The organism is Luteibacter flocculans (genome assembly GCF_023612255.1).
GTDB classification, from domain to species: Bacteria; Pseudomonadota; Gammaproteobacteria; order Xanthomonadales; family Rhodanobacteraceae; genus Luteibacter; species Luteibacter flocculans.
In genome coordinates, this window is sequence record NZ_CP063231.1 from 3,625,191 (window position 1) to 3,647,500 (window position 22,310).

16 protein-coding genes, 1 tRNA gene and 2 rRNA genes (1 of these 19 only partly in view) are annotated in these 22,310 nt (G+C 62.3%); 4 read left to right on the forward strand and 15 right to left on the reverse strand.

Features of this window, described 5'->3' with window-relative positions:
• Positions 1-205: 205 nt before the first annotated feature.
• The 4 genes from IM816_RS15775 to IM816_RS15790 all read right to left on the reverse strand — a co-directional run bounded on the left by IM816_RS15775 (position 206) and on the right by IM816_RS15790 (position 4,341).
• Complete coding sequence (locus IM816_RS15775; protein WP_250338818.1) at positions 206-781, reverse strand: hypothetical protein; 576 nt, start codon at positions 779-781, stop codon at positions 206-208.
• Between the two features lie 370 nt (positions 782-1,151).
• Positions 1,152-2,792, reverse strand: a complete 1,641-nt coding sequence (locus IM816_RS15780; protein WP_250338819.1) for a DUF6119 family protein — start codon at positions 2,790-2,792, stop codon at positions 1,152-1,154.
• Positions 2,793-3,533: 741 nt separating this feature from the next.
• Positions 3,534-3,788: a hypothetical protein gene (locus tag IM816_RS15785; protein ID WP_250338820.1), complete on the reverse strand. Its 255-nt coding sequence runs from the start codon at positions 3,786-3,788 to the stop codon at positions 3,534-3,536.
• Positions 3,789-4,267: 479 nt separating this feature from the next.
• Positions 4,268-4,341 (reverse strand) — tRNA-Gly (locus IM816_RS15790).
• 133 nt (positions 4,342-4,474) lie between these two features.
• Between IM816_RS15790 and IM816_RS15795 the strand changes: the two genes are divergently transcribed.
• The 3 genes from IM816_RS15795 (at position 4,475) to poxB (ending at position 8,027) form a co-directional block, all read left to right on the forward strand.
• A complete protein-coding gene (locus tag IM816_RS15795) occupies positions 4,475-5,197 on the forward strand; it encodes a hypothetical protein (protein WP_250338821.1) in 723 nt (240 codons plus the stop codon).
• 325 nt (positions 5,198-5,522) lie between these two features.
• Positions 5,523-6,248, forward strand: a complete 726-nt coding sequence (gene trmB, locus IM816_RS15800; protein ID WP_250338822.1) for a tRNA (guanosine(46)-N7)-methyltransferase TrmB — start codon at positions 5,523-5,525, stop codon at positions 6,246-6,248.
• A 45-nt stretch (positions 6,249-6,293) separates the two neighbouring features.
• Positions 6,294-8,027 (forward strand): ubiquinone-dependent pyruvate dehydrogenase, encoded by a 1,734-nt coding sequence (poxB, locus tag IM816_RS15805; RefSeq protein ID WP_250338823.1) that lies wholly within the window; start codon positions 6,294-6,296, stop codon positions 8,025-8,027.
• 32 nt (positions 8,028-8,059) lie between these two features.
• On the opposite strand, the gene rodA is transcribed toward poxB, so the two are convergent.
• From rodA to IM816_RS15830, 5 genes are all read right to left on the reverse strand, one after another.
• Complete coding sequence (rodA, locus tag IM816_RS15810) at positions 8,060-9,175, reverse strand: rod shape-determining protein RodA (protein WP_250338824.1); 1,116 nt, start codon at positions 9,173-9,175, stop codon at positions 8,060-8,062.
• Complete coding sequence (mrdA, locus tag IM816_RS15815) at positions 9,172-11,178, reverse strand: penicillin-binding protein 2 (RefSeq protein WP_250338825.1); 2,007 nt, start codon at positions 11,176-11,178, stop codon at positions 9,172-9,174. Before mrdA ends, rodA begins: the two co-directional genes overlap by 4 nt.
• Positions 11,175-11,666, reverse strand: coding sequence for a rod shape-determining protein MreD (gene mreD, locus IM816_RS15820; protein ID WP_072322138.1), 492 nt, complete (start codon positions 11,664-11,666; stop codon positions 11,175-11,177). Before mreD ends, mrdA begins: the two co-directional genes overlap by 4 nt.
• Positions 11,663-12,670: a rod shape-determining protein MreC gene (mreC, locus tag IM816_RS15825; RefSeq protein WP_250338826.1), complete on the reverse strand. Its 1,008-nt coding sequence runs from the start codon at positions 12,668-12,670 to the stop codon at positions 11,663-11,665. The genes mreD and mreC overlap by 4 nt, the downstream gene beginning before the upstream one ends.
• A 118-nt stretch (positions 12,671-12,788) precedes the next feature.
• Positions 12,789-13,835, reverse strand: a complete 1,047-nt coding sequence (locus IM816_RS15830) for a rod shape-determining protein (RefSeq protein WP_072322142.1) — start codon at positions 13,833-13,835, stop codon at positions 12,789-12,791.
• Between the two features lie 266 nt (positions 13,836-14,101).
• Between IM816_RS15830 and IM816_RS15835 the strand changes: the two genes are divergently transcribed.
• Entirely contained in the window at positions 14,102-15,037 is a 936-nt protein-coding gene (locus tag IM816_RS15835) for a carbohydrate kinase family protein (RefSeq protein ID WP_250338827.1), read from the forward strand.
• 79 nt (positions 15,038-15,116) lie between these two features.
• On the opposite strand, the gene glpK is transcribed toward IM816_RS15835, so the two are convergent.
• The 6 genes from glpK to IM816_RS15865 all read right to left on the reverse strand — a co-directional run.
• Positions 15,117-16,622 carry a glycerol kinase GlpK gene (gene glpK / locus IM816_RS15840; RefSeq protein ID WP_250338828.1) on the reverse strand — a complete coding sequence of 502 codons (1,506 nt, stop codon included), beginning with the start codon at positions 16,620-16,622 and terminating at the stop codon, positions 15,117-15,119.
• A 16-nt stretch (positions 16,623-16,638) separates the two neighbouring features.
• Positions 16,639-17,343, reverse strand: a complete 705-nt coding sequence (locus IM816_RS15845; RefSeq protein ID WP_250338829.1) for an MIP/aquaporin family protein — start codon at positions 17,341-17,343, stop codon at positions 16,639-16,641.
• 70 nt (positions 17,344-17,413) lie between these two features.
• Positions 17,414-18,901: a glycerol-3-phosphate dehydrogenase gene (gene glpD / locus IM816_RS15850; RefSeq protein WP_256470188.1), complete on the reverse strand. Its 1,488-nt coding sequence runs from the start codon at positions 18,899-18,901 to the stop codon at positions 17,414-17,416.
• A gap of 219 nt (positions 18,902-19,120) precedes the next feature.
• A complete protein-coding gene (locus tag IM816_RS15855) occupies positions 19,121-19,891 on the reverse strand; it encodes a DeoR family transcriptional regulator (protein ID WP_250338830.1) in 771 nt (256 codons plus the stop codon).
• A gap of 345 nt (positions 19,892-20,236) precedes the next feature.
• Positions 20,237-20,351 (reverse strand): 5S ribosomal RNA (gene rrf, locus IM816_RS15860).
• A 113-nt stretch (positions 20,352-20,464) separates the two neighbouring features.
• Positions 20,465-22,310, reverse strand: a 23S ribosomal RNA gene (locus IM816_RS15865); it runs 1,039 nt beyond the window's last position.

Consider the following 22,310-nt stretch of genomic DNA (forward strand, 5'->3'; position numbering starts at 1 on the left):
AGCGATGGTCGATGCGGTCCGAAGGTGCAGACGTTCGATAACGTCACGTGCAATCGCCTTCGGCCGAGATCGGAATCGAACCCCAGCGCTACTGACGCGGGAGGCGTCGCAGCCATCCATCGACCGCAGACCATCCGGGCATACAACGCGATGAATTGCCTCATTCCCCAGTTGGATTCGCAGTAAGTGCGATTGTCCACCAGGCTCAAGAAGGTTGCTCTATCCGCTTTTCCCAAATGTCGTAAACCTCCCTAAGCCGGTCTCCCGTCTTAGTCTTACTAACTATGCCGTGCGCCTGGACCAATACGGTGCCCGCCGGATTGAACGGTACGGAACCGAAGCCAACAATCAACGGTTGGCCGTAAAAAGCGAATCTCTTATCGGAGATGTCTTGCGCCCACTTCAAAGAGGGGTGATTGGTCATAAACACTTGTCCCAGATACATGCCGATATCCACGGCTACAGAGAAAGTTTTGTGGGTCAGTTGCTCGTCCGGCACAGCATTCGGACCATTCTTCTCTCTTATTTTTTGCCTTTCTGTCTCACTAAGACTTCGGGTTTCTACCTGTGTCGCGAACCACTGACCGAGGGGGCCAAGCGATGACGGGGAGTAGTCTGCACGCCAGCTCTCAAATCCAGGAGTGGTATACACGGCTTCCTCAAGCACGCCGACACGCTTGGGGAGCACGTCTAGGAACCATTGAAAATACTGCTTGAGTTCGGCCTTCGCCATGTCCTCGAGATTTTTCTCGAAGGGGGGCTGAATGATTTCGTAGGTCATGGTCTATGTTCGGCAATGCTTATGCCGGTCTGATGCGGAGCACTCTCGCGAGCTAGGACTGGGAAGCGCCCCAATAGAGTGACAGAAGGCATATCCACAGGAGCCAGGCTCGCATGAACCCAGTGGCAAAACGCAGAATGGTTGGGACGTTGGCACGATGCCGATACCTTAGATGCTGCGCTCTTAAAGGCCCATGGACACCCCTATTTGCAATGTACACCCACCAAGCCGTCCATATCGGCGCGGCCATTAAGGCAGGGTTGGCACGGAAACAACACAGCGATTGACTGAACATAAAGGTCGAGAGCTAGAACTAAGGATAGGCCGGCCGAAGAATACGAGCTCGTGGAGGAGAGATCGCCCGCGCCACCTATTTCTTCTTCCCCTTCACTTTCCCCGGCGGAAGTTGCGTCTTCTGCTTGAAAATCGGATCGACGGATATCTTGGCGATGCAGATGTTCGTGTAGCCGATGGACTCCAGGCGTCGGTAGACGTTTTTCAGGGCGACTCTTGCAAAGAAGGGAATGCGCAGCTTGGGCTCATCGGATTGGCTGATGATGCCGAAGACAATGGTGTATGCACTGACATCCCTCGGCATCTCATCGGCATCGTTGAGCGCATAGGAAGGCGGCAGTTCCTTGTTGACGAGCTTGACGTACTTGGGATGGTCACGCAGCAGTTCACCGGAGACCAGCCCCTGGTTAAAGAGATGACCAAGGAGGTTCGAGCCGCCGTAGTGCTTGACGTGTAGAAGCTCCATCCCGGTGCTGTAGGCGTCACAGAACTCGACCTTGTCGTGGACGCCGCCGACCTTGATGTGCTTGAGGTCCATCAATGCCCAGTAATCCTGATGTGACCCACAAAGCTCCGCGTTGTACGCGCCTTCTTTGGCGTGCTGGTAGTCAGGCAGAGCATGTTCGAAGACCTTCATGCCGTCGAAAAACTCATTGACGGTGTCAACGAAGTCCTTCTTGATTTCGAACCATTGCCCGCCGGACAGAAGGTAGCTTTTCCCGTCATATTCCACCTCGCAGTGGATGCACTTGTAGACGGTCCAGTGCTTGACCTCCATGTGGTCCGCATTTACCGCATACACGTGTCGCATCTTCAGCAGCTCAACGGAGAGCTCGGTGTTCTTGACCGTGTCGAAGAACCCCGGCAGGTGCATGTCGGTGAGGTAACCATCACCTTTGGCTTGAGTGAACCGGAAGCCCTCGACCACATCCCAGTCGAGTACGTCTGGCGCTGCCAGCCAGCAATCGCCGCCCTGCCCACCCTGCGACTGGACCGCTTCGAGCTTTCCAATCAGGAGCCCATCGAGCTCAGTTGCCAGGTGCCCCTTCTTCCTGACCTGGTGAATTTGGTCAACCCAGGCGAAGTGTTCCCGGTAGTCCGTCGATTCGTAGGCCCTGAGGTAGGCTGCCAGTGCTTTGCGGATGGTCCTGAGGTTGATGTCCCTGCTGACCGTCAGCGCATCGGACCCCGACATCCGGCGTCCGAGCAGATCGGCCTTCTTCCCTTTCGGGTAACCCACGATGCCCTTGATGAGATCGCGCTCGATATCAATGCCGAAGTCGGCAGCGGCGCTGGTTAGGCCAACCTGGACCCTGCTGTTTTGGTCGACGGCGTCGAAGGTGCGTTTGTCGATGCTCCGTAGCGCGTCCGCCTCCAGCGAGTTGAGCGTCGCCAGCAGGCCAAACCGCTCCTCAATCTTGTCTTGGTCGAGGATGAAACGCCCCTGTCCAAACGTCAGCGCGAAGTGTCGCCCCTTGGCCTTGACGATGAGCACGCCACCGGTCGACTTGACCATGCCAAGCTCACTGAGGTCGGCAACATGGTCCTTGAAGATGCTCGCCCACGTCGGTGGCTTCTCCGGCTTGGGCGCCACATACAGGTCCCCGATGTGGCGGATGCCGTCATCGATAGAGATATGCTTTGCCGCCGTAAAACCGACAGCATCGGAATGATGCTGGATGCTTTCCCGAAGCAGATGAATGGTCAGGTTCGGCACGCTTTCTCCCCGAGAATCCCTGCGTCAATCTAGTTCTACGTCGGTCGATGATGTCCTAGCGGAAATTGAACCAAGCGACCAAGCCGCTGCGTTGCACGACCTGACCCATTAGCTACTGATCAGATAGCTGACGGGCCAGGATTTAAGCGCGGAGGAGTTCGTCATGCCGCTCGTCGCTCAGTTGTTCCCCACCCCGGCCCACTTGTCTCCGTTAATGGGCTCGATGAGATCGTAGGACTTCGCGCCGCCCACGGCGTCCATGAGCTCGTATAAGTGCCGCTGCTTCTGATCCGCCACCGGCGATCAATGGGGTGTCGACGAGGAACGGGACGGACTATAGAAAGCGAAAAAGGCGGAGAACACATGTGCGTCGGCGCTTACGGCAACTGACTTCCCGATGATTTTTCGGGCAAAGCAAGCAACGTCTGAGGAGCCGAAGTAACGAACCTGCTCATCTACAAACGTGACGAGTTCTTCTTTTTCGTGGAGTCGTTGTCCAACTCCAGGAGAAGCTTTTTCCTCCTGCTGTCGTCAGTAAAGGAAGCATAGTTTTCTACGAGCCCAGACAGATAATGAAAGTCTTGAGCCGTGCATTTTCAAAGAATGTCTTTCCTTTAATCGTCCCTTCAAATGAAATTTTCGGTGCATGACAAAGCCCCTCGGAGCGGCTCAGCGAAGCTCCGTTCTCTTGGACTGCCATTGATGGAGCCAGATCCCTCAGAGTGAAGGCTATAGTCCGTATTACGTCGAAGCATCCTTCGCTGCCTTAACGGCAGCCTTTACCGCCTCGGGAGAGCTGCAGATTGCAGCGATGTCTTCCCACTTGAGTTTCACGCCATGCTTCTTGGTGGTCCTTCCCTTGCACCACACCAGACCGGTCATCGTTGCGTAACAGTCGCCGAGTTGGGAAGACCCGTTTGGGTTTCTCACTTCGAGCTCAATACCGTTCTGTTTGACTTGCATCTCGACGTCAAAAGACTTGACCCATACTTCCATGCGACATCCCCTGATTTACAGAATTGGCTTTACCCACCCTTGCCGAACGGCAATAGAGCGAAGCGATCTCAGACTACCAGCGACGTTGCGTAATGCTCCCTTCTCGCCGAACTCAGCAATGCGAAAATTCGGCAAGAAGACGCGGCCACTCGGTGAGAGCCGCGGACAGCATCCAGGGCATTTTCAAGCCCCGCAACATCCCCTATCTGATGTCGCTCGAATGCCCAGGTGAATGACACAGGCATGCACTCGGTAACCAGAGGGCACGATCTCGCTTGGTCATATGCAGGGGACGGATGAGACGGCGCCGTCCACGAGTACGGTTTCGCAGGCACACGAAAACGGGCGTAGAGTCCGACAGGGCGATGCGGAAAGGGGCTTTGGCACGAAGGCCATACCCCAAACGATACCTTTTTGAAGGCCGTTTCCGGCTATCGCTGATTGCCTGCAACCGTTGTGCCGCAAGGCTGCAAAGGAAATGGAGCGGGTGAAGGGAATCGAACCCTCGTCAGTAGCTTGGGAAGCTACAGCTCTACCATTGAGCTACACCCGCGTCGGGCCTGGATGGTAATACGAGTGCGGCGATGGGGGGAAGGTGGCGGGCCGCTGAACGTATCCGGTGGCGGCTGCGCTACGTGTCGGCGGGGCGCGCATAATCTTGCCGGGAATCCCATGAGGGCCGGGGCATGCATCGGATACTTTCGCTTTCCATCGTCGCGGGCCTGGCGCTTGCCGCGGGTTCGGTCGCTGCGCAATCCCGCAGCGTGTCCACGGCGGACATGCCGAAGCCGGGGGTGAGCTATATCTCGGGGCCGTCGGCGCCCGTGCGTCGGGAGACGGTGAGCACCGGCACCCTGCCCCAGCCCGCCCGGCTCTATGTCGGCGGGCAAGTCTCCGCGGGTGGCGGTAGCTACCAGCAACAGGATGACTACGGCGACAGCGGCTACTACGGCGGCGGTTACCCGCCGGGTTACGGCTGGAACGATCGCGATGGGCGCGGCCACGGCCGGCCCGACCATGACCACGATCACGATGGCCCGCATGGTCACCATGGCGATAACGACCGCGATCAGGGGCGCCCCCTCAGCCTTGCCGCAGGCAGTGGTGGCGCACCGTCGGCCAGCGGCGCGGGGGTGAAGCTCGCACCACAGCGCCAGCCGGGACAGTCGGATCGCGACCGCTGGAATCACGGATGGAACCCCGGCTACGGCAACAACCTGCCCGTGCGGCCGGAGGACGCCGCGCGCGCCGCACAGCCCGGCACTGGCATGACCAACAGCCGCGCGCCGCAGCCGGGCACCGGCCGAACGAACAGCCGCGGCCCCCAGCCCGGTACAGGCATGGGCTCGGGCAACCAGCCGGGTACCGGCGTTCCTCTGCGTGGCGGCTGGCGCGGCGACGGCCGCTGATCTACGCCGCCACCGGCTGCGGCTAGGCGTACCGGCCGTTACAATGCCCCTCTGCTGACGACCCGACACCCAGGCGCGCATGCGCGCCGTTGCGATGTGCTTCCGCCAGGCCCAGTGCATTGGGGGTGGAAACCCATCGCAGGTCGAGTCTGTCACCGCATTCCGTGCCGATTCCCCCGGATTCGCCACCCAACGATTCACGCCATAGGCAGCGGCCATGCCGCGCCTTTCGACGGATAGCCCGCATGAACTCACTCTCCCTGCCCCGCATCGACATGCATCGCGTTGCGGAATGCTCATCCTCTTTCGGCGGAACGGCATGGTCATGACCCACGACGACGAGACCTCCGGCGACGCGCCGTTCCACCGCCGCATCCGCAGCTTCGTACTGCGCGAGGGACGCATGACGCCCGCACAGCAGCGCGCGTTCGACGATCACTGGGCGCGCTTCGGCCTCGACTACACCGGCACGGAACGCGACCTCGACGCGACCTTCGGTCGTCATGCACCGCGCGTGTTGGAGATCGGCTTCGGCAACGGTGAGGCGCTGGCGTGGGCCAGCGAGCACGATCTCGCTCGCGACTACGTCGGCGTGGAAGTCCACGGTCCGGGCGTCGGCCGGCTGATGAATGCGCTCGCGGCTCGCGATGCGAGCAACGTGCGTCTCTACAAGCACGACGCGGTAGAAGTGCTGGAGCACGAGATCCCTGCCGGCAGCCTGTCAGAGGTGCGCATCTGGTTCCCCGACCCTTGGCACAAGAAGCGTCACAACAAGCGTCGTCTCGTCCAGCCGGCGTTCGTGGCGCTGCTCGCGTCGCGCATGGCGCCGGGCGGCCTGCTTCATCTGGCGACGGATTGGGAAGCGTATGCCGAGCACATGCGGGAAACGATGGAAGCGGCGCCGGGCTGGCGTAACCGGCTTGGGCCGGGGCTGGCAGCGGAGCGTCCCGCATGGCGCGTGGAGACGCACTTCGAGCGTCGCGGCATGCGGCTCGGCCACGGCGTATGGGACTTCCTCTACGAATGGCATGGCACGACGACGGCACCTTGATCGCGACGGCCGCATAATGGCCGTTCGCGCCCAAGGAGCCTATCGATGTCCATTGCCAACGTCGCTGACCTGATCGCAGAAACTCTCGAAGAAGCCGGCGTCCGCCGCATTTACGGCGTCGTCGGCGACAGCCTCAACGCCATCACCGAGTCCCTGCGCCAGCGACAACGCATCGACTGGGTCCACGTGCGCCACGAGGAAGTCGCCGCCTTTGCCGCCGGTGGCGAATCGCAACTCACCGGTGAGCTTGCCGTGTGCGCCGGCAGCTGCGGTCCGGGCAACCTGCATCTCATCAACGGTCTCTTCGATTGCCATCGCTCGCGCACACCGGTGCTCGCGATCGCAGCGCACATCCCCAGCGCGGAAATCGGCAACGGCTACTTTCAGGAAACGCATCCGACCGAACTGTTTCGCGAATGCAGCGTGTACTGCGAGATGGTTTCCGACGCGGCGCAGATGCCGCGCGTGATCGACGCCGCGATTCGTGCCGCCGTCGGCCAACGCGGCGTGGCGGTGGTGGTGATTCCAGGCGACGTCGCGATGCGCAAGTCGCCGGTGAAAGCCGCAACGCCTGCCGCTAGCCTGTTGCCCGCAGCGCCGCGCGTCGTGCCGGCCGAGCGCCAGCTCGATGCGCTCGCGGCCCTGCTCAACGAAGGCAAGCGGGTCACACTGCTGTGCGGTCGTGGTACCGCGGGCGCGCATGACGAATTGATTGCCCTGGCCGATGCGCTGAAAGCACCGATCGTGCATGCGCTGGGCGGCAAGGAATTCGTGGAGTACGACAATCCGTTCGACGTGGGCATGACCGGCCTGATCGGTTTCAGCTCGGGCTACCACGCGATGGAAGACTGCGACACGCTGCTGATGCTCGGCACCGATTTCCCGTATCGGCAGTTCTATCCCGAAGATGCCAAGATCGCCCAAGTAGACATCCGTCCCGGCAATATCGGCCGACGCTGCCGCGTCGACCTCGGCATCGTGGGCGACGTTGGCGAAACCCTCCGCGCCCTGCTCCCGCGCATCGAACCCAAGCGCGTGCGTGGTCATCTGGATCGCTGCCTTGCGCATTACGAGCGCGCCCGTCACGACCTGGACGAACTGGCGCGGATCGAACCCGGCCACGATCTCATCCACCCGCAGCAGGTCACCCGACTGGTAAGCGAGCTGGCGGAAGAGGATGCCGTCTTCACCTGCGACGTCGGTACGCCCACCATCTGGGCCGCCCGCTATCTGCGCATGAATGGTAAACGCCGACTGTTGGGCTCCTGGGTCCATGGCTCGATGGCGTGCGCGATGCCGCAGGCGATCGGCGCACAAGCGGCCTATCCGGAGCGGCAGGTGATTTCGCTGTCGGGGGATGGCGGCTTCACGATGCTGATGGGCGACTTCATCACCCTGGCGCAGCAGAAGCTGCCCGTGAAAGTGATCGTGCTCAACAACGGCACGCTGGGTTTCGTCGAGCTGGAAATGAAGGCCGCCGGTCTCCTTGAAACCGGCGTCGAGCTGCGTAACCCCGACTTCGCCGCCATGGCGAATGCGATGGGCATCCACGGTCGCCGTGTTGCCCGCGCCAGCGATCTGCCATCGGCCATCGCCGAGGTCCTCGCCCATGAAGGCCCGGCGTTGCTGGATGTGGTGAGCAACCGCCTCGAGCTGTCGATCCCGCCGAAGATCAGCGGCGAGCAAGTGAAGGGCCTCAGCCTCTACGCACTGAAGGCCGTGATGAGCGGCCGCGGCGATTCCATCGTGGATCTGGCACTGAGCAACCTGAGTCGCTGACGAGCAGAGCGGCTTCGCGGTGCTACACGACGCTAGTCGTGCAGCTTCCGGTTCGCGTGTATCGACATCAGCACGCCGAAGCCGGTGAGCAACGATACGGCGGACGTACCGCCGTAGCTGATGAGCGGCATGGGTACGCCTACCACGGGCAGGATGCCAGCGACCATGCCGCCGTTGACCGCCACGTAGACGAAGAAGCTCATGCCGATGGCGCCGGCCAGCAGGCGCGAATAGGTGTCGCGCGCATTCATCGCGATCCACAGGCAGCGGCCGATGATGAATGCGTAAAGCAGCATGATGGCGATGACGCCGACCAAGCCGAACTCTTCGGAGAACACGGCGAAGATGAAGTCGGTCGTGTGCTCAGGCAGGAATTCCAGACGCGACTGCGTACCGTGCTGCCACCCTTTGCCGAACACGCCACCCGAGCCTACGGCGATCTTCGACTGGATGATGTGCCAGCCATTGCCGAGCGGGTCGGACTCTGGGTCCAGCAGCGTACGCACGCGGTTGCGCTGGTATTCGTGGAGGAATTGCCAGGCAACGGGAATGGCAGCACCCACGGCACCGACCAGCAGTCCGATGCGCCACCACGCCATGCCGGAAAGGAACAGCGCGAACGCGCCTGCGCCTGCTACCAACAGCGCGGTACCCAGATCGGGCTGCTCGGCGATGAGCCCGGCAGGCACGGCGATCAACAAACCGACAACGATGATGTCCTTCCAGCTTGGCGGCAATTGGCGCGGATGCAGATACCAGGCCACCATCATCGGCATGGTGAGCTTGAGCAGTTCGGACGGCTGAAAGCGCATCACACCGAGGTCCAGCCAACGGTACGCACCGCGACCTTCACCGAGCACCGCCACCACCACGAGCAACGCGGTGCTGCCGAGATAGAGCCACGGTGTCCACGAACGCAGTACCGGCGGCGGAATGCGCGAGATCACAACGAGCAGCAGACCGCCGAGCACGAAGCGCGCCGCCTGCCCCGTCACCAGCGATAGATTGCCGTTGCCTGCGCTGTACAAGGTCGCCAACCCGGCGCATCCGAGCACGAACAACGCCAGCAACAGGGGCAGGTCGAGCCGCGGCCGGGTGAGCAGGCGCAGGCCGAAGCGTTTGAGCCGGGCGGAGAGGTTCTGGATCATTGGCCCTGGTCCTCGACGTTGTCGTCGGGCGATGCCGGCGCACTCGCAGCCGAGGCGGGCGCCGTGCCCTCGCTGGCAGGTGCCGCTTCGGGCAGGGCGTCTGACGTGACGACGTCGGCAGGCGACAGATCGGTCGGTCGCTGGCCGCCCTCGTCCACGACCCACTGGTCGAGGATCTTGCGGGCGATGGGGCCGGAATCCTTCGCACCCCACGCACCGGCCTCGAGGACCACCGCCACCGCAATGCGCGGATCTTCCGCGGGCGTATAGGCAATGAACAGCGCACGATGGCGCGTGGCGAGATAGGCCGTGTTCTTGTTTTCGTTGTATGCGTTGGTGGTGCGCGAGAAGCGCTCCGCCGTACCGCTCTTGCCAGCGATCACGTACGGAAAGCCTTTGCCGAGGCCCTTGCCGGTGCCTTCGCCGTTGATCACCGCAATCATGCCCTGGTCCACCGCGTCCCAATCCGCCGGCTTCCGGATCAGCGAGGGACCGGTGGGTGGAAACGCCTGCGGCACGCGCGGGCTATCCACGCCATCCTGCGTGTCGAGCAGGAAGTGCGGCTTGTACGGCACGCCACGACCGGCGAAGGTTGCCGTCGCATGCGCGAGTTGCAGTGGTGTCACCGCCCAGTAGCCCTGTCCGATGCCGGCGATGATCGTCTCGCCTGGATACCAGCCGGCCTTGCTTCGGGTGGCCTTCCATTCGCGCGAAGGCAGAATGCCTTCGACTTCGCCGACGAGATCGATACCGGTCTTCTGGCCAAAACCGAAACGCCCCATCCAGTCGGCCAGTCGATCGATGCCCATGTCGAGTGCGAGGCGATAGAAATAGGTGTTGGTCGATTTCTCGATGGCGCGTTGCAGGTTGACCGTGCCGTCGCCCCCGCGCTTGTCGTCGCGATAGCAGCGCGATTGACCCGGAATGCAGAACTCTCCCGTGGACAGCACGGTATCGCTGGGCCGACGAATGCCCATCGCCAGGCCACCGAGCGCGAGGAATGGCTTCACCGTGGAGCCGGGCGGATACACGCCGCGGAGACCGCGGTTGTACAGCGGCTTGTCGGGTGCGGTGGTCAGCGCCTTGTAATCGGCGGAGCTGATGCCGTTGACGAAAAGGTTGGGATCGAAGCTCGGTTCGCTGGCAAACGCGAGCACCTGGCCGTTGCGCGGATCGATGGCGATGGCGGCACCGGCGCGACCGTTCATGGCTTCTTCCGCGGCCTTCTGCAGGCGCACGTCGATGCTCAGATAGATGTTCTTGCCGGGCGTGGGCGGCGTGGTGTCGAGCACGGCCTGGGTACGGCCGTCGGCATTGACCTCAACCAGTTCGTAACCCGGCTGGCCATGCAGCAGCTTCTCGTAGTAGCGCTCGATACCGATGCGGCCGATATGTGTGGTGCCCTTGTAGCTGGCCTCCTCGTCTTCATCCATGCGATCGAGGTCGTCCGCGTCGATGCGGCTTACATAGCCGATGACGTGCGCCATCTGCGCACCGAGCGGGTAGCGCCGGGTGAGATAGGGCACCACGTCCACGCCGGGGAATCGCCAGCGATTCACGGCGAATCGGCCGATTTCATCCTCGGTGAGCTTGAGCTTGAGCGGCACGCCTTCGAAGCGGCGACTCTGCTTCACCTGCTTCTTGAAAGCCGTGATGTCTTCATCGCTGATCGGTACGACGGCACCCAGCTCGTGCAGCATGGCGTCCATGTCGGGCACCTGCTCGGGCGTAACCTCGAGACGGAACGCCGGCACGTTGTCGGCCAGCAACACGCCGTTGCGATCGTAGATGAGGCCACGTGCCGGCGGGATCGCGCGCGGCTTCACGCGGTTCTGGTCCGAGCGTGCCACGAACTCGTCGTGGTGCAGCACCTGCAGATAGACATAGCGCACGCATACGGCGGCGAGGCCCAGCAGGATCAAGACGAAGCCCGCGAGCGCACGGCGACGGAACAGCGCCACCTCGCCGCGGACTTCCTTGATCGAGGCGCGCCGCCTGCTCATGCCTCGTGGATGCGCAGACGCGCGCGAAGGTCATCGAGGATGAGAAAGACGAACGGCCAGAGGGCTGCGCCAACGAACGGCGAGATCCAGTACTCCGGCGGCGGCAACGGATCGCCGCCGAAAACGCGTATCAGCAGCAACAGGATGCGATCGTTCAGCAGGAAACCCAGCACCGCGAGCGATTGCTGCCACATGGGAAAGAAGCGCAGGCGCGAGCGGAAGCGCAAGGCGATGAACACCATGGCCGTGAGCCGCAGCGCCTGTTCGCCGAGCAGTATGCCGTCGAAGAGGTCGGCCGCGACGCCGAGACAGAAGGCGAGGCCCAGCGTGACGCGATCCCCGGATTGCAGGCACCAGTAGAGCAACACCAGCGCAGGCCAGTACGGCTTGAACGGCGTCAACGGGCCCGGCAGCGGGATCAGCATCAGGAACAGGGAAATCAGCAGCGTGGCGGCGAACCACAACTGGCGAACGCGGACCTTGTTCATCGTGCGGTCCCCGTCGGGGTGGCGGCGGTCGCCGAGCGTGCCGGCACCGGCGTCGCCGTGGGCGACGTCACCGACGGCAGGGTCGGTTGGGGCGCGTTGGGATCGGGCGCCAGGGAAGCGGGCGGACCGACATTGGGCGCCGGCGCGGGCGGCCCATCGACTTCGGCGAGGTCGTGCAGAAGCAGCACGTCCTCGCTACGATCGAGGTCCGCCGCGGGCTTCGCCTGGGCCGACAGGAAGGTGCCGGATGGCGTCTGTGCGACGTCGCGAACCTCACCCACCGGGAAGCCGGGCGGGAAACGCCCACCCAAGCCGGAGGTGACCAGCTTGTCACCCACCTGCACGTCGGCCGAGACGGGGATGTTCGGCAACGTGAGCATGTCGCCCGCACGCGAGCCGTAGGCGATGGTGCGCAGGCCACTGCGCTCGACGGTCACGGGGATGGCGTGGTTGGGATCGGTGATGAGCATGGCGACCGAGGTGGTAGGCATGACCTCGACGATCTGCCCCATGACGCCCCGGGCGTCGATGACCACCTGTCCCGGCTTCACCTTGTCACGCGCGCCGACGTTCAGCACGATCCGGTGACGGAAGCTGCCGAGATCGACGCCGATGAGGCGCGCGAGCTGCACATTCAGCGAAAGGCTGTGCTGGGTGTCGAGCAGTTCCTTGAGGCGCTGGTTCTGCTCGGCTACCGACGCCATGCGATTGAGCTTGGCATTGGCCAGCAGCAGATCCTCGCGCAATCGCTGGTTCTGCTCGGTGAGGCGCTGCCGATCCGCGAAGGCGACGGTCGCCGCCTGGAACCCCTGCGATGGCAGGCCGGCAATGCGGTAGACCGGCTCCACGAGAATCGACAGGCCATAGCGCACGTTGGCGAGCCAGCCGCCCCGGTGATCGAGCACCATGAGCACGCAGGCGAGCGCCAGGTAGACGATGAGCCGCAACGTGCCGGCCACGCCGGGCGCAAAGAGGGGCGACTTGTCGTCGCGATTCAGGGCCATGACGGGATGCTCTGGGCCGCGCTGTCGGAAGCCGGCCGGCCCGCCAGGTCACAGGCCGCAGCGAGCGCTTCCTGTGCATCCTTTGCGCGCTCCGGCCTCCGCGCCGTGCGCGCCGCCATCATTCGAACGCGAAGAAGTCGCTGCCGTGCTGGTCGATCATCTCCAGGGCCTTGCCGCCGCCGCGCGCCACGCAGGTGAGCGGGTCGTCGGCCACCTGCACGTGCAGGCCGGTTTCCTCGGAGATCAGGCGATCCAGGTCGCGCAGCAGCGCGCCACCACCGGTGAGCACGATGCCGCGCTCGGCCACGTCGGAGCACAGCTCCGGCGGGGTCTGCTCCAGCGCCGCCTTGACCGCCGCCACGATGCCGGACAACGGCTCGTGCAGGGCTTCGAGCACTTCGTTGGAGTTGATCGTGAACATGCGCGGCACGCCCTCGGCGAGGTTGCGGCCGGAGATTTCGATCTCGCGCACTTCGCTCTGCGGGAAGGCGCAGCCGATTTCGAGCTTGATCCGCTCGGCGGTGGATTCGCCGATCAGGGTGCCGTGGTTGCGACGCACGTAGTTGATGATGGCCTCGTCGAAGCGATCGCCGCCCACGCGCACGGACTGCGAGTAGACGATACCGTTGAGCGAGATGACCGCCACTTCGGAGGTGCCGCCGCCGATGTCGAGGACCATGGAGCCACGGGCCTCGTGAACCGGGATGCCGGCGCCGATCGCGGCTGCCATCGGTTCTTCGATGAGGAAGACGTCACGCGCACCCGCGCCTTCGGCCGATTCCTTGATGGCGCGGCGCTCGACCTGGGTCGAGCCGCAGGGCACGCAGACCAGCACGCGCGGGCTGGGGCGCAGCATGCGCGAACGGTGAACCTGCTTGATGAAGTGCTGGAGCATCGCCTCGGTCATGGTGAAGTCGGCGATGACGCCGTCCTTCATCGGACGCACGGTGGCGATGTTGCCCGGGGTACGGCCGAGCATGCGCTTGGCGTCGCCACCGACCGCCGCGACGGCTCGCGGGCCACCCGGGCCGCGATCCTGGCGGATCGCCACCACCGACGGCTCGTTCAGGACGATGCCCTGCCCGCGCACATAGATGAGCGTGTTCGCCGTGCCGAGATCGATGGAAATGTCGTTCGAAAAGAGACCGCGGAACTTCTTAAACATGATGCGGCGGGCGCCCGTTGCGGCAAAAAGTAAGCGTGCGAGTCTAGATTGGCGCCCTCCCCCACGCAAGGGCAGATAAGTTAAGAAAGCCTTGTAAGTCCGAATGATGCATGCGGAAGCTACCCTCCCCGGATAGGTCCAGGGCGACTCCGGCGGTCGCCTCCGGACCCGTTTTTGGGTACGATTCGCCGGTTTGCCGTCACCCTCGTCGACGGCATTTTGCCGCGGCCGATCACGGCCCCATCACCTTCAGGGTTTCCCAACGCATGACTGCCGTTATCTGCGGATCGCTCGCCTACGACACCATCATGGTGTTCCAGGACCAGTTCAAGAACCACATCATTCCGGATCAGGTGCACATCCTGAACGTGTCGTTCCTGGTGCCGGCCATGCGCCGCGAGTTCGGCGGTTGTGCTGGCAATATTGCGTACAACCTCAAGCTGCTCGGCGGCGAACCAATGCCCGTCGCGACCGTGGGTCAGGACTTCGCGCCGTACCGCGCGCACATGGAGAAGTTCGGCATCCGGCTCGACGGCGTGCGCCAGTTCGACGACCAGTTCACGCCGCAGTGCTTCATCACCACCGATCTGGACAACAACCAGATCACGGCCTTCCATCCTGGCGCGATGTCGAGCGCGCAGGAGAATCACGTGCGCGACATCGCCGATTGCAGCTTCGGCATCGTGGCGCCGGATGGTCGCGAAGCCATGCTGCAGCACGTGGACGAGTTCGCCGCGCGTGGCGTGCCCTTCATCTTCGACCCGGGCCAGGCGATGCCGTTGTTCAACGGCGACGAATTCCGCGCGATGATCGAGAAGTCGACGTACGTGATCGTCAACGATTACGAGTCGCAGTTGCTGCAGCAGCGCACCGGCTGGAGCGCGTCCGACATCGCCTCCAAGATGAAGGCGTACATCGTGACGCTCGGACCGCGCGGCTCGCTGATCCACGCCGATGGCGCCACGATCGAGGTGCAGCCGGCACGCGAGCGTAAGGTCGTCGACCCGACGGGTTGCGGCGACGCTTATCGCGCAGGCCTCATCTTCGGCATCATGAAGGGCTACGACTGGCCGACCATCGGACGCATGGCGTCGCTGATGGGCGCGCTGAAGGTCGAGCATCCGGGCACGCAGAACCAGTTCTTCACCTACGAACAGTTCGCGGGCGAGTTCGAGGAACAGTTCGGTTACAAGCTGGCCTGAGCCTTCGACATCGCTTAAAAACAAGGGGCGGCGCATCACTGCGCCGCCCTTTGCGTTTCTGGCATGCGATACGTGCGCGTCAGTTGCGCGGCTTGAATCCCATCGTGGCGTTGACCGCCTGTTTCCAGCCTTCGTAGAGATCGTTGCGACGTTCTTCGGTCATCGACGGCTTGAACTCGCGATCGATCGCCCAACGGGTGGCGATGTCCTTCTTGTCCTTCCAGAAGCCCACGGCAAGACCGGCAAGATAAGCCGCGCCCTGCGCGGTCGTTTCCTGCACCTTCGGCCGCAGCAAGGTTACGTCGAGAATGTCCGCCTGGAACTGCGCCATGAAGTCGTTGGCGATGGCACCGCCATCGGCACGCAGCTCCTTCAATTGGATACCGGAATCGCTCTGCATCGCCTCGAGGACATCGCGCGTCTGGTAGGCCATCGACTCGATCGCAGCGCGAATGAACTGCTCCTTCGTGGTACCCCGCGACAGGCCGAACACGGCACCGCGTACGTCGCTTCGCCAGTACGGCGCACCGAGACCGACGAAGGCAGGCACGAAGTACACGCCGTCGTTGTCCTTGGCGCGCTCGGCGTACTCCTGGGAATCGGAGGCCTTGCCGAGCATGCGCAAGCCGTCACGCAACCATTGAATCACCGAACCCGCGACGAAGATGCTGCCTTCGAGCGCGTACTCCACCTTGCCGTCGACGCCCCAGGCAATGGTGGTGAGCAAGCCATTTTTCGAGCGGACGGCCTTCTCGCCGGTGTTCATGAGCATGAAGCAGCCAGTGCCGTAGGTGTTCTTCGCAAGACCTTCCTCGAAGCATGCCTGACCGAACAGCGCTGCCTGCTGATCGCCCGCGATACCTGCGATAGGTACCTCGCGACCGAAGAAGTGCTTCGACAACGTCTTGCCGTAGACCTCGCTGGAGGACTTCACCTCGGGCAACATGGCGCGCGGTACGCCGAGCATCTTCAACAGCTCGTCGTCCCATTCGCACTTGTGGATGTCGTACATCAAGGTGCGCGACGCATTGGTGTAATCGGTGACGTGCACCTTGCCGCCGGTAAGGTTCCAGATCACCCACGTATCGATGGTGCCGAACAGCAGGTCACCTGCCTCGGCGCGCGCCTGCGCACCGTCGACATGATCGAGTATCCAGCGCACCTTGGTGCCGGCGAAGTAGGCGTCGATGAGAAGACCCGTCTTCTCGCGGACCATCTCTTCGTGGCCTTCCTTCTTCAGCCGCTCGCAGATATCCGCGGTCTGGCGCGATTGCCACACGATGGCGTTGTAGATCGGTTGGCCGGTGTGCCTGTCCCAAACCACCGCGGTCTCGCGCTGGTTGGTGATGCCGATGCCTTCGATGCACGCGGGATCGATCTGCGAGCTGCTGATGACTTCCGTCATCGTCGAGAGCACGCTGGTCATGATCTCGCGCGGGTTGTGCTCCACCCAGCCGGGTTGCGGAAAGATCTGCGGAAACTCGCGCTGTGCGGTACCGGCGATGTTGCCGTCGTGATCGAACAGGATCGTGCGCGAGCTGGTGGTGCCCTGGTCGATGGCGAGAATGTAGGTCTTCTTGGTCACGGTAAGTCCTCTCGAATCATGCCGCGATAGCGGTATAGGCGAAGGCGGCGAGCAAGGCGCCGATGATCGAACCGATAATGGGAACCGGTGCATAGGCGAAATCCGAACCACCCTTGCCCGGGATCGGGAGCAGCGCGTGCGCCACGCGCGGGCCGAAATCACGCGCCGGGTTGATGGCGTAGCCGGTCGGACCACCCAGGCACATGCCGATCACGACCACGAGCAGGGCGACGGCGATGGGTGCAATGCCCTTGGACAGATCGTTGCTGCCGATGGCGAGCACGCAGTAGACCAGCACGAAGGTGCCGATGACCTCGGTCAGGATGTTGGCCGGCAGCGAGCGCACGGCAGGAATGGTGCAGAACACGCCCAGTTTCTTCGTGGGATCCGGCGTGCGGCCCCAGTGAGCGAGATAGGTGAGATAGACGAGCACCGCGCCCGTGAATGCGCCTGCCATCTGCGCTGCCACGTATCCCGGAACGAGCGACCACGAGAGCTTGCCGATCGCTGCGAGGGCCAGGGTAATCGCCGGATTCATGTGCGCGCCGCTCTTTGCGGCGACAAAGATGCCCATGAGCACGGCAAGCCCCCAGGCCCACGTGATCACCCCCCAGCCGGCATTCTCGGCCTTCGAATCCTTCAACAGCACGCCTGCGACGACACCGTCGCCGAGCAGAATCATCACCATCGTTCCGAGGAACTCACTCAGATACACCGACATGCTGAGTACTCCTTCATCGTGCGGGCCGGTCAGCAGTACGGCCCGTGCTGGGGGGATGGCGACTCGCGCGTCAGCGCTTCGTCGCCAGGTAAGCGGACAGGCGCTCCACGTCGGGCGGTGTAACCCGCAAGCCGACTTTGGTGCGACGCCAGAGAATGTCTTCGGCTTCGGTGGCCCACTCGTGCCGGACGAGATAGTCGACTTCCGCCTGGTAAAGATCGGAGCCGAAGTTCTCGCCGAGCGCATCGAGGCCCGAGGCTTCGCCGAGCAGATCGCGCGCGCGGGTTCCGTAGCTATGCACCAGGCGCCATGCGAGCTTTTCAGGCAGCCAGGGGCGGCTCGAGCGAATGTCGGCGAGCAACTCGTCGGTATCGCGCTCGCCACCGCCAGGTAGCGGAGGTGCATCGGCGGTCCACGCCGGGTTACGGTTGCCGAGCAACGGGGCCAGGCGATCGACGGCCTCTTCGGAGAGCTTGCGATAGGTCGTGAGCTTGCCGCCAAAGACATTGAGCAGCGGTGCGCCGTCCTGATTGACATCGAGCAGGTAGTCGCGCGTCACTTCGGATGCACTGCCTGCTTCGTCCTGCAGCAGCGGGCGTACCCCGCTGTAACTCCAGACGACGTCGGAAGGCGTGAGTTGCTTCTTGAAGTAACGGTTCGCGGCATCGCACAGGTAGCTGGTTTCGTCCGTACCGATGTGAGGATGCGAGGGGTCGTCGTGGTATTCGATGTCGGTCGTGCCGATCAGCGTGAAGTCGCGCTCATACGGGATGGCGAAGACGATGCGGCGATCGGGCTGCTGGAAGATGTACGCGTAGCGGTGCTCGAAGATCTTCGGCACCACGATGTGACTGCCCTTGATGAGGCGCAGCGTGTGCTGGTGCTTGAGACGCACCACGTCGTCGAGAAAGCTCGCGGCCCAGGGACCCGCTGCATTAACCAGCGCACGCGCCTTGACGAAGTGTCGCGACCCGTCGCGAGCTTCCAGCTCCGCCGTCCAGCCGTCGCCATCGCGGCGCGCGCTCACGCACTTCGTGTGGGTTTCGATACGTGCACCGCGCCGCGCCGCGTCCATCGCATTCAGCACAACGAGTCGTGCGTCCTGGACCCAGGCATCCGAGTACACGAAGCCCACGGAGAACTCGTCGCGCAGGGGCGCGCCGGTCACGTGCTTGCCGAAACGCACACGGCGGGAACCCGGCAGCGTGCGACGACCACGGCCCAGATGGTCGTACAGGAACAGGCCGATGCGAATCATCCAGGCAGGACGCAGATGCGGCTGATGCGGCAGCACGAAGCGCAGGGGCCAGATGATGTGCGGCGCGGCGCGGAGCAGTACCTCACGCTCGGCGAGCGCCTTGCCGACGAGGGCAAACTCGAACTGCTCCAGATAGCGCAGACCACCGTGGATCAGCTTCGTGGAAGCGCTGGACGTGTGGGATGCAAGGTCGTCGCGTTCACACAACCACACGCTCAGTCCGCGACCTACCGCATCACGAGCGATCCCGACGCCATTGACGCCGCCACCTACCACCAAGACATCGACCTGCTCGACCATCGACTACTCCGTTTGCGGGAGGCGAGGCGCGTCGCACGTACCCTACGCTCGGGTACGTTCGTTTTCGTCCGTTAAGACAGTGTTTTCCACGAAAACGAACATTCTTACGACATCGCCAGCTATCGCCTGCGTGCAAACGAGCATATGCGAACATAAACGAACATCGCACGCTGCACTGCAACGTAGGCGACGTCGGATACCCGCGCCCCCTTGGGCGATTCAGTCCTCGGCCACGTGCACCTGCGTGCCAGCTGCATCGAGGACGGGGATAAGCACGTCGGGCGGCGGACGATCGGTGAACCATGCATCGACATGCGAAAAGTCGCCGAGGCGAACCATCGCATTTCGACCGATCTTGCTGTGGTCGGCGCCGAGGAAGACCTGGCGCGAGTGCTCGATGATCGCCTGCGCGACGCGCACCTCGTGAAAATCGAAGTCGAGCAAGGTGCCGTCGAGTTCGATACCGGAGATACCGATGATGCCGAAGTCCACCTTGAACTGGCGGATGAGTTCGATCGTCGCCTCGCCCGTCACGCCGTGATCTCGGCCGCGCACCACACCACCGGCAACGATTACCTCGAAGGTGGGGTTGTCGCTCAACAAAATGGCGATGTTGAGGTTGTTCGTGATGACGCGCAGATCGCGATGCTCAAGCAGCGCGCGACCGACGCCTTCGTTTGTCGTGCCGAGATTGATGAAGAGCGACGATCCATCGGGAATTTCCCGCGCGATGGATGCAGCGATGCGGTTCTTCTCCGCGGCCTGCAGCGACTGCCGCGCGGCATACGCGACGTTCTCAACGCTCGAGGGAGCACTGACGCCCCCGTGATAGCGACGAATCAAGCCGGCGTCGGCGAGGAGATTCAGGTCGCGGCGAATCGTCTGTGGGGCCACGTCGAAATGACTGGCCAACTCGTCCACGCCAGCGAAGCCTTCGCGCTGGACGATAGCAATCAATTCTTCCTGCCGCCGATTGAGTCGTGGATCCATCGCCTTCCCGTTCTGTCGCACTGCGCAGACATGATGACGCTTTGTCGCGAGAGTGTCATGCCTGTGGGAGCCGCCATGGCGGCGAGAAGCCCACGAAGCGTTGTAGCGGCAAGGCTAGTTCCCATCGCCAGCAGGCTGGCTCCCACCAAACAAGCCTCCCTCGCCGCCATGGCGGCTCCCACAGGCCAAGCAAAAAACCCGGCCTCATTGAGGCCGGGTTTTTAGGATAAAGCCCCTGTCGGTGACCTGTTGCGGGTCGTGCCCTGCGGGCACGACGCCACGCCATTAGTTTGCGGCCAAGAAAAAAACCCGGCCTCTGACGAGACCGGGTTTTTAGGATAAAGCCCCTGGCGGTGACCTACTCTTGCATGGCTTGAGCCACACTACCATCGGCGCATGCGCGTTTCACTTCTGAGTTCGGGATGGGATCAGGTGGGACCACGCCGCTATAGCCGCCAGGGAAGGGGTGGGAGCAGCGCCTTAGCGCCGGCTCCACAAAGGGGGTAAACGAGTGACAAGCGTCCGGGAACGACCGGAGGATTGTATTAAGACGGTGAAGCGTCTTGGGGTTATATGGTCAAGCCTCACGGCTCATTAGTACGCGTAAGCTCAATGCATTGCTGCACTTCCACACCGCGCCTATCAACCACCTAGTCTTGATGGTGCCTTAAGGAGAGTCAAGCTCTCGGGAGATCTCATCTTGGGGCGTGCTTCCCGCTTAGATGCTTTCAGCGGTTATCACTTCCGTTCGTAGCTACCGGGCAATGCCATGGGCATGACAACCCGAACACCAGCGGAACGTCCACTCCGGTCCTCTCGTACTAGGAGCAGCCCCCCTCAAATCTCCAACGCCCACGACAGATAGGGACCGAACTGTCTCACGACGTTCTGAACCCAGCTCGCGTACCACTTTAAATGGCGAACAGCCATACCCTTGGGACCGGCTACAGCCCCAGGATGTGATGAGCCGACATCGAGGTGCCAAACACCGCCGTCGATATGAACTCTTGGGCGGTATCAGCCTGTTATCCCCGGAGTACCTTTTATCCGTTGAGCGATGGCCCTTCCATACAGAACCACCGGATCACTAAGACCTACTTTCGTACCTGCTTGATCCGTCGATCTCGCAGTCAAGCACGCTTATGCCTTTGCACACAGTGCGCGATGTCCGACCGCGCTGAGCGTACCTTCGTGCTCCTCCGTTACTCTTTGGGAGGAGACCGCCCCAGTCAAACTACCCACCATACACGGTCCCCGATCCGGATTACGGACCTAGGTTAGAACGTCAAGCACTTCAGGGTGGTATTTCAAGGATGGCTCCACCGAAACTAGCGTCTCGGTTTCATAGCCTCCCACCTATCCTACACAGAAGAACTCAACGTTCAGTGTAAAGCTATAGTAAAGGTTCACGGGGTCTTTCCGTCTTGCCGCGGGAACGCTGCATCTTCACAGCGATTTCAATTTCACTGAGTCTCGGGTGGAGACAGCGCCGCTGTCGTTACGCCATTCGTGCAGGTCGGAACTTACCCGACAAGGAATTTCGCTACCTTAGGACCGTTATAGTTACGGCCGCCGTTTACTGGGGCTTCGATCAAGAGCTTCGCCTTGCGGCTGACCCCATCAATTAACCTTCCAGCACCGGGCAGGCGTCACACCCTATACGTCCACTTTCGTGTTTGCAGAGTGCTGTGTTTTTGATAAACAGTCGCAGCGGCCAGGTTACTGCGACCCCTCGATGCTCAGTCACGCACGTGACCACACCAAGGGGCGCACCTTCTCCCGAAGTTACGGTGCCATTTTGCCTAGTTCCTTCACCCGAGTTCTCTCAAGCGCCTTGGGATTCTCACCCTGCCTACCAGTGTCGGTTTACGGTACGGTTTTTCTACAGCTGAAGCTTAGTGGCTTTTCCTGGAAGCGTGGTGTCAGTCACTTCGTCCTCATAGGACTAGTCTCGGTGCTCGGCGTAAGTGATCCCGGATTTGCCTAAGATCACCGCCTACCGCCTTTCCCCAGGACAACCAACGCCTGGTAGACCTAACCTTCTCCGTCCCCACATCGCACTGTAGAAAAGTGCAGGAATATTAACCTGCTTCCCATCGACTACGCATTTCTGCCTCGCCTTAGGGGCCGACTCACCCTGCGCCGATGAACGTTGCGCGAGGAAACCTTGGGCTTTCGGCGGGGGGGCTTTTCACCCCCCTTATCGTTACTCATGTCAGCATTCGCACTTCCGATACCTCCAGCAAGCCTTACGACTCACCTTCACAGGCCTACGGAACGCTCCTCTACCGCGTACAGATCAAAATCTGTACACCCCGAGCTTCGGTGCATAGCTTAGCCCCGTTAAATCTTCCGCGCAGACCGACTCGACCAGTGAGCTATTACGCTTTCTTTAAAGGGTGGCTGCTTCTAAGCCAAC

What these genes read in the sequence shown, in the direction of transcription:
- IM816_RS15830 (WP_072322142.1), bottom strand. Translation starts at nt 13,835, where the DNA reads ATGTTTAAGAAGTTCCGCGGTCTCTTTTCGAACGACATTTCCATCGAT.
- IM816_RS15855 (WP_250338830.1), bottom strand. Translation starts at nt 19,891, where the DNA reads ATGGATCCACGACTCAATCGGCGGCAGGAAGAATTGATTGCTATCGTC.
- IM816_RS15785 (WP_250338820.1), bottom strand. Translation starts at nt 3,788, where the DNA reads ATGGAAGTATGGGTCAAGTCTTTTGACGTCGAGATGCAAGTCAAACAG.
- glpD (WP_256470188.1), bottom strand. Translation starts at nt 18,901, where the DNA reads ATGGTCGAGCAGGTCGATGTCTTGGTGGTAGGTGGCGGCGTCAATGGC.
- mrdA (WP_250338825.1), bottom strand. Translation starts at nt 11,178, where the DNA reads ATGAGCAGGCGGCGCGCCTCGATCAAGGAAGTCCGCGGCGAGGTGGCG.
- poxB (WP_250338823.1), top strand. Translation starts at nt 6,294, where the DNA reads ATGTCCATTGCCAACGTCGCTGACCTGATCGCAGAAACTCTCGAAGAA.
- IM816_RS15795 (WP_250338821.1), top strand. Translation starts at nt 4,475, where the DNA reads ATGCATCGGATACTTTCGCTTTCCATCGTCGCGGGCCTGGCGCTTGCC.
- trmB (WP_250338822.1), top strand. Translation starts at nt 5,523, where the DNA reads ATGACCCACGACGACGAGACCTCCGGCGACGCGCCGTTCCACCGCCGC.
- mreD (WP_072322138.1), bottom strand. Translation starts at nt 11,666, where the DNA reads ATGAACAAGGTCCGCGTTCGCCAGTTGTGGTTCGCCGCCACGCTGCTG.
- IM816_RS15775 (WP_250338818.1), bottom strand. Translation starts at nt 781, where the DNA reads ATGACCTACGAAATCATTCAGCCCCCCTTCGAGAAAAATCTCGAGGAC.
- IM816_RS15845 (WP_250338829.1), bottom strand. Translation starts at nt 17,343, where the DNA reads ATGTCGGTGTATCTGAGTGAGTTCCTCGGAACGATGGTGATGATTCTG.
- mreC (WP_250338826.1), bottom strand. Translation starts at nt 12,670, where the DNA reads ATGGCCCTGAATCGCGACGACAAGTCGCCCCTCTTTGCGCCCGGCGTG.
- IM816_RS15835 (WP_250338827.1), top strand. Translation starts at nt 14,102, where the DNA reads ATGACTGCCGTTATCTGCGGATCGCTCGCCTACGACACCATCATGGTG.
- rodA (WP_250338824.1), bottom strand. Translation starts at nt 9,175, where the DNA reads ATGATCCAGAACCTCTCCGCCCGGCTCAAACGCTTCGGCCTGCGCCTG.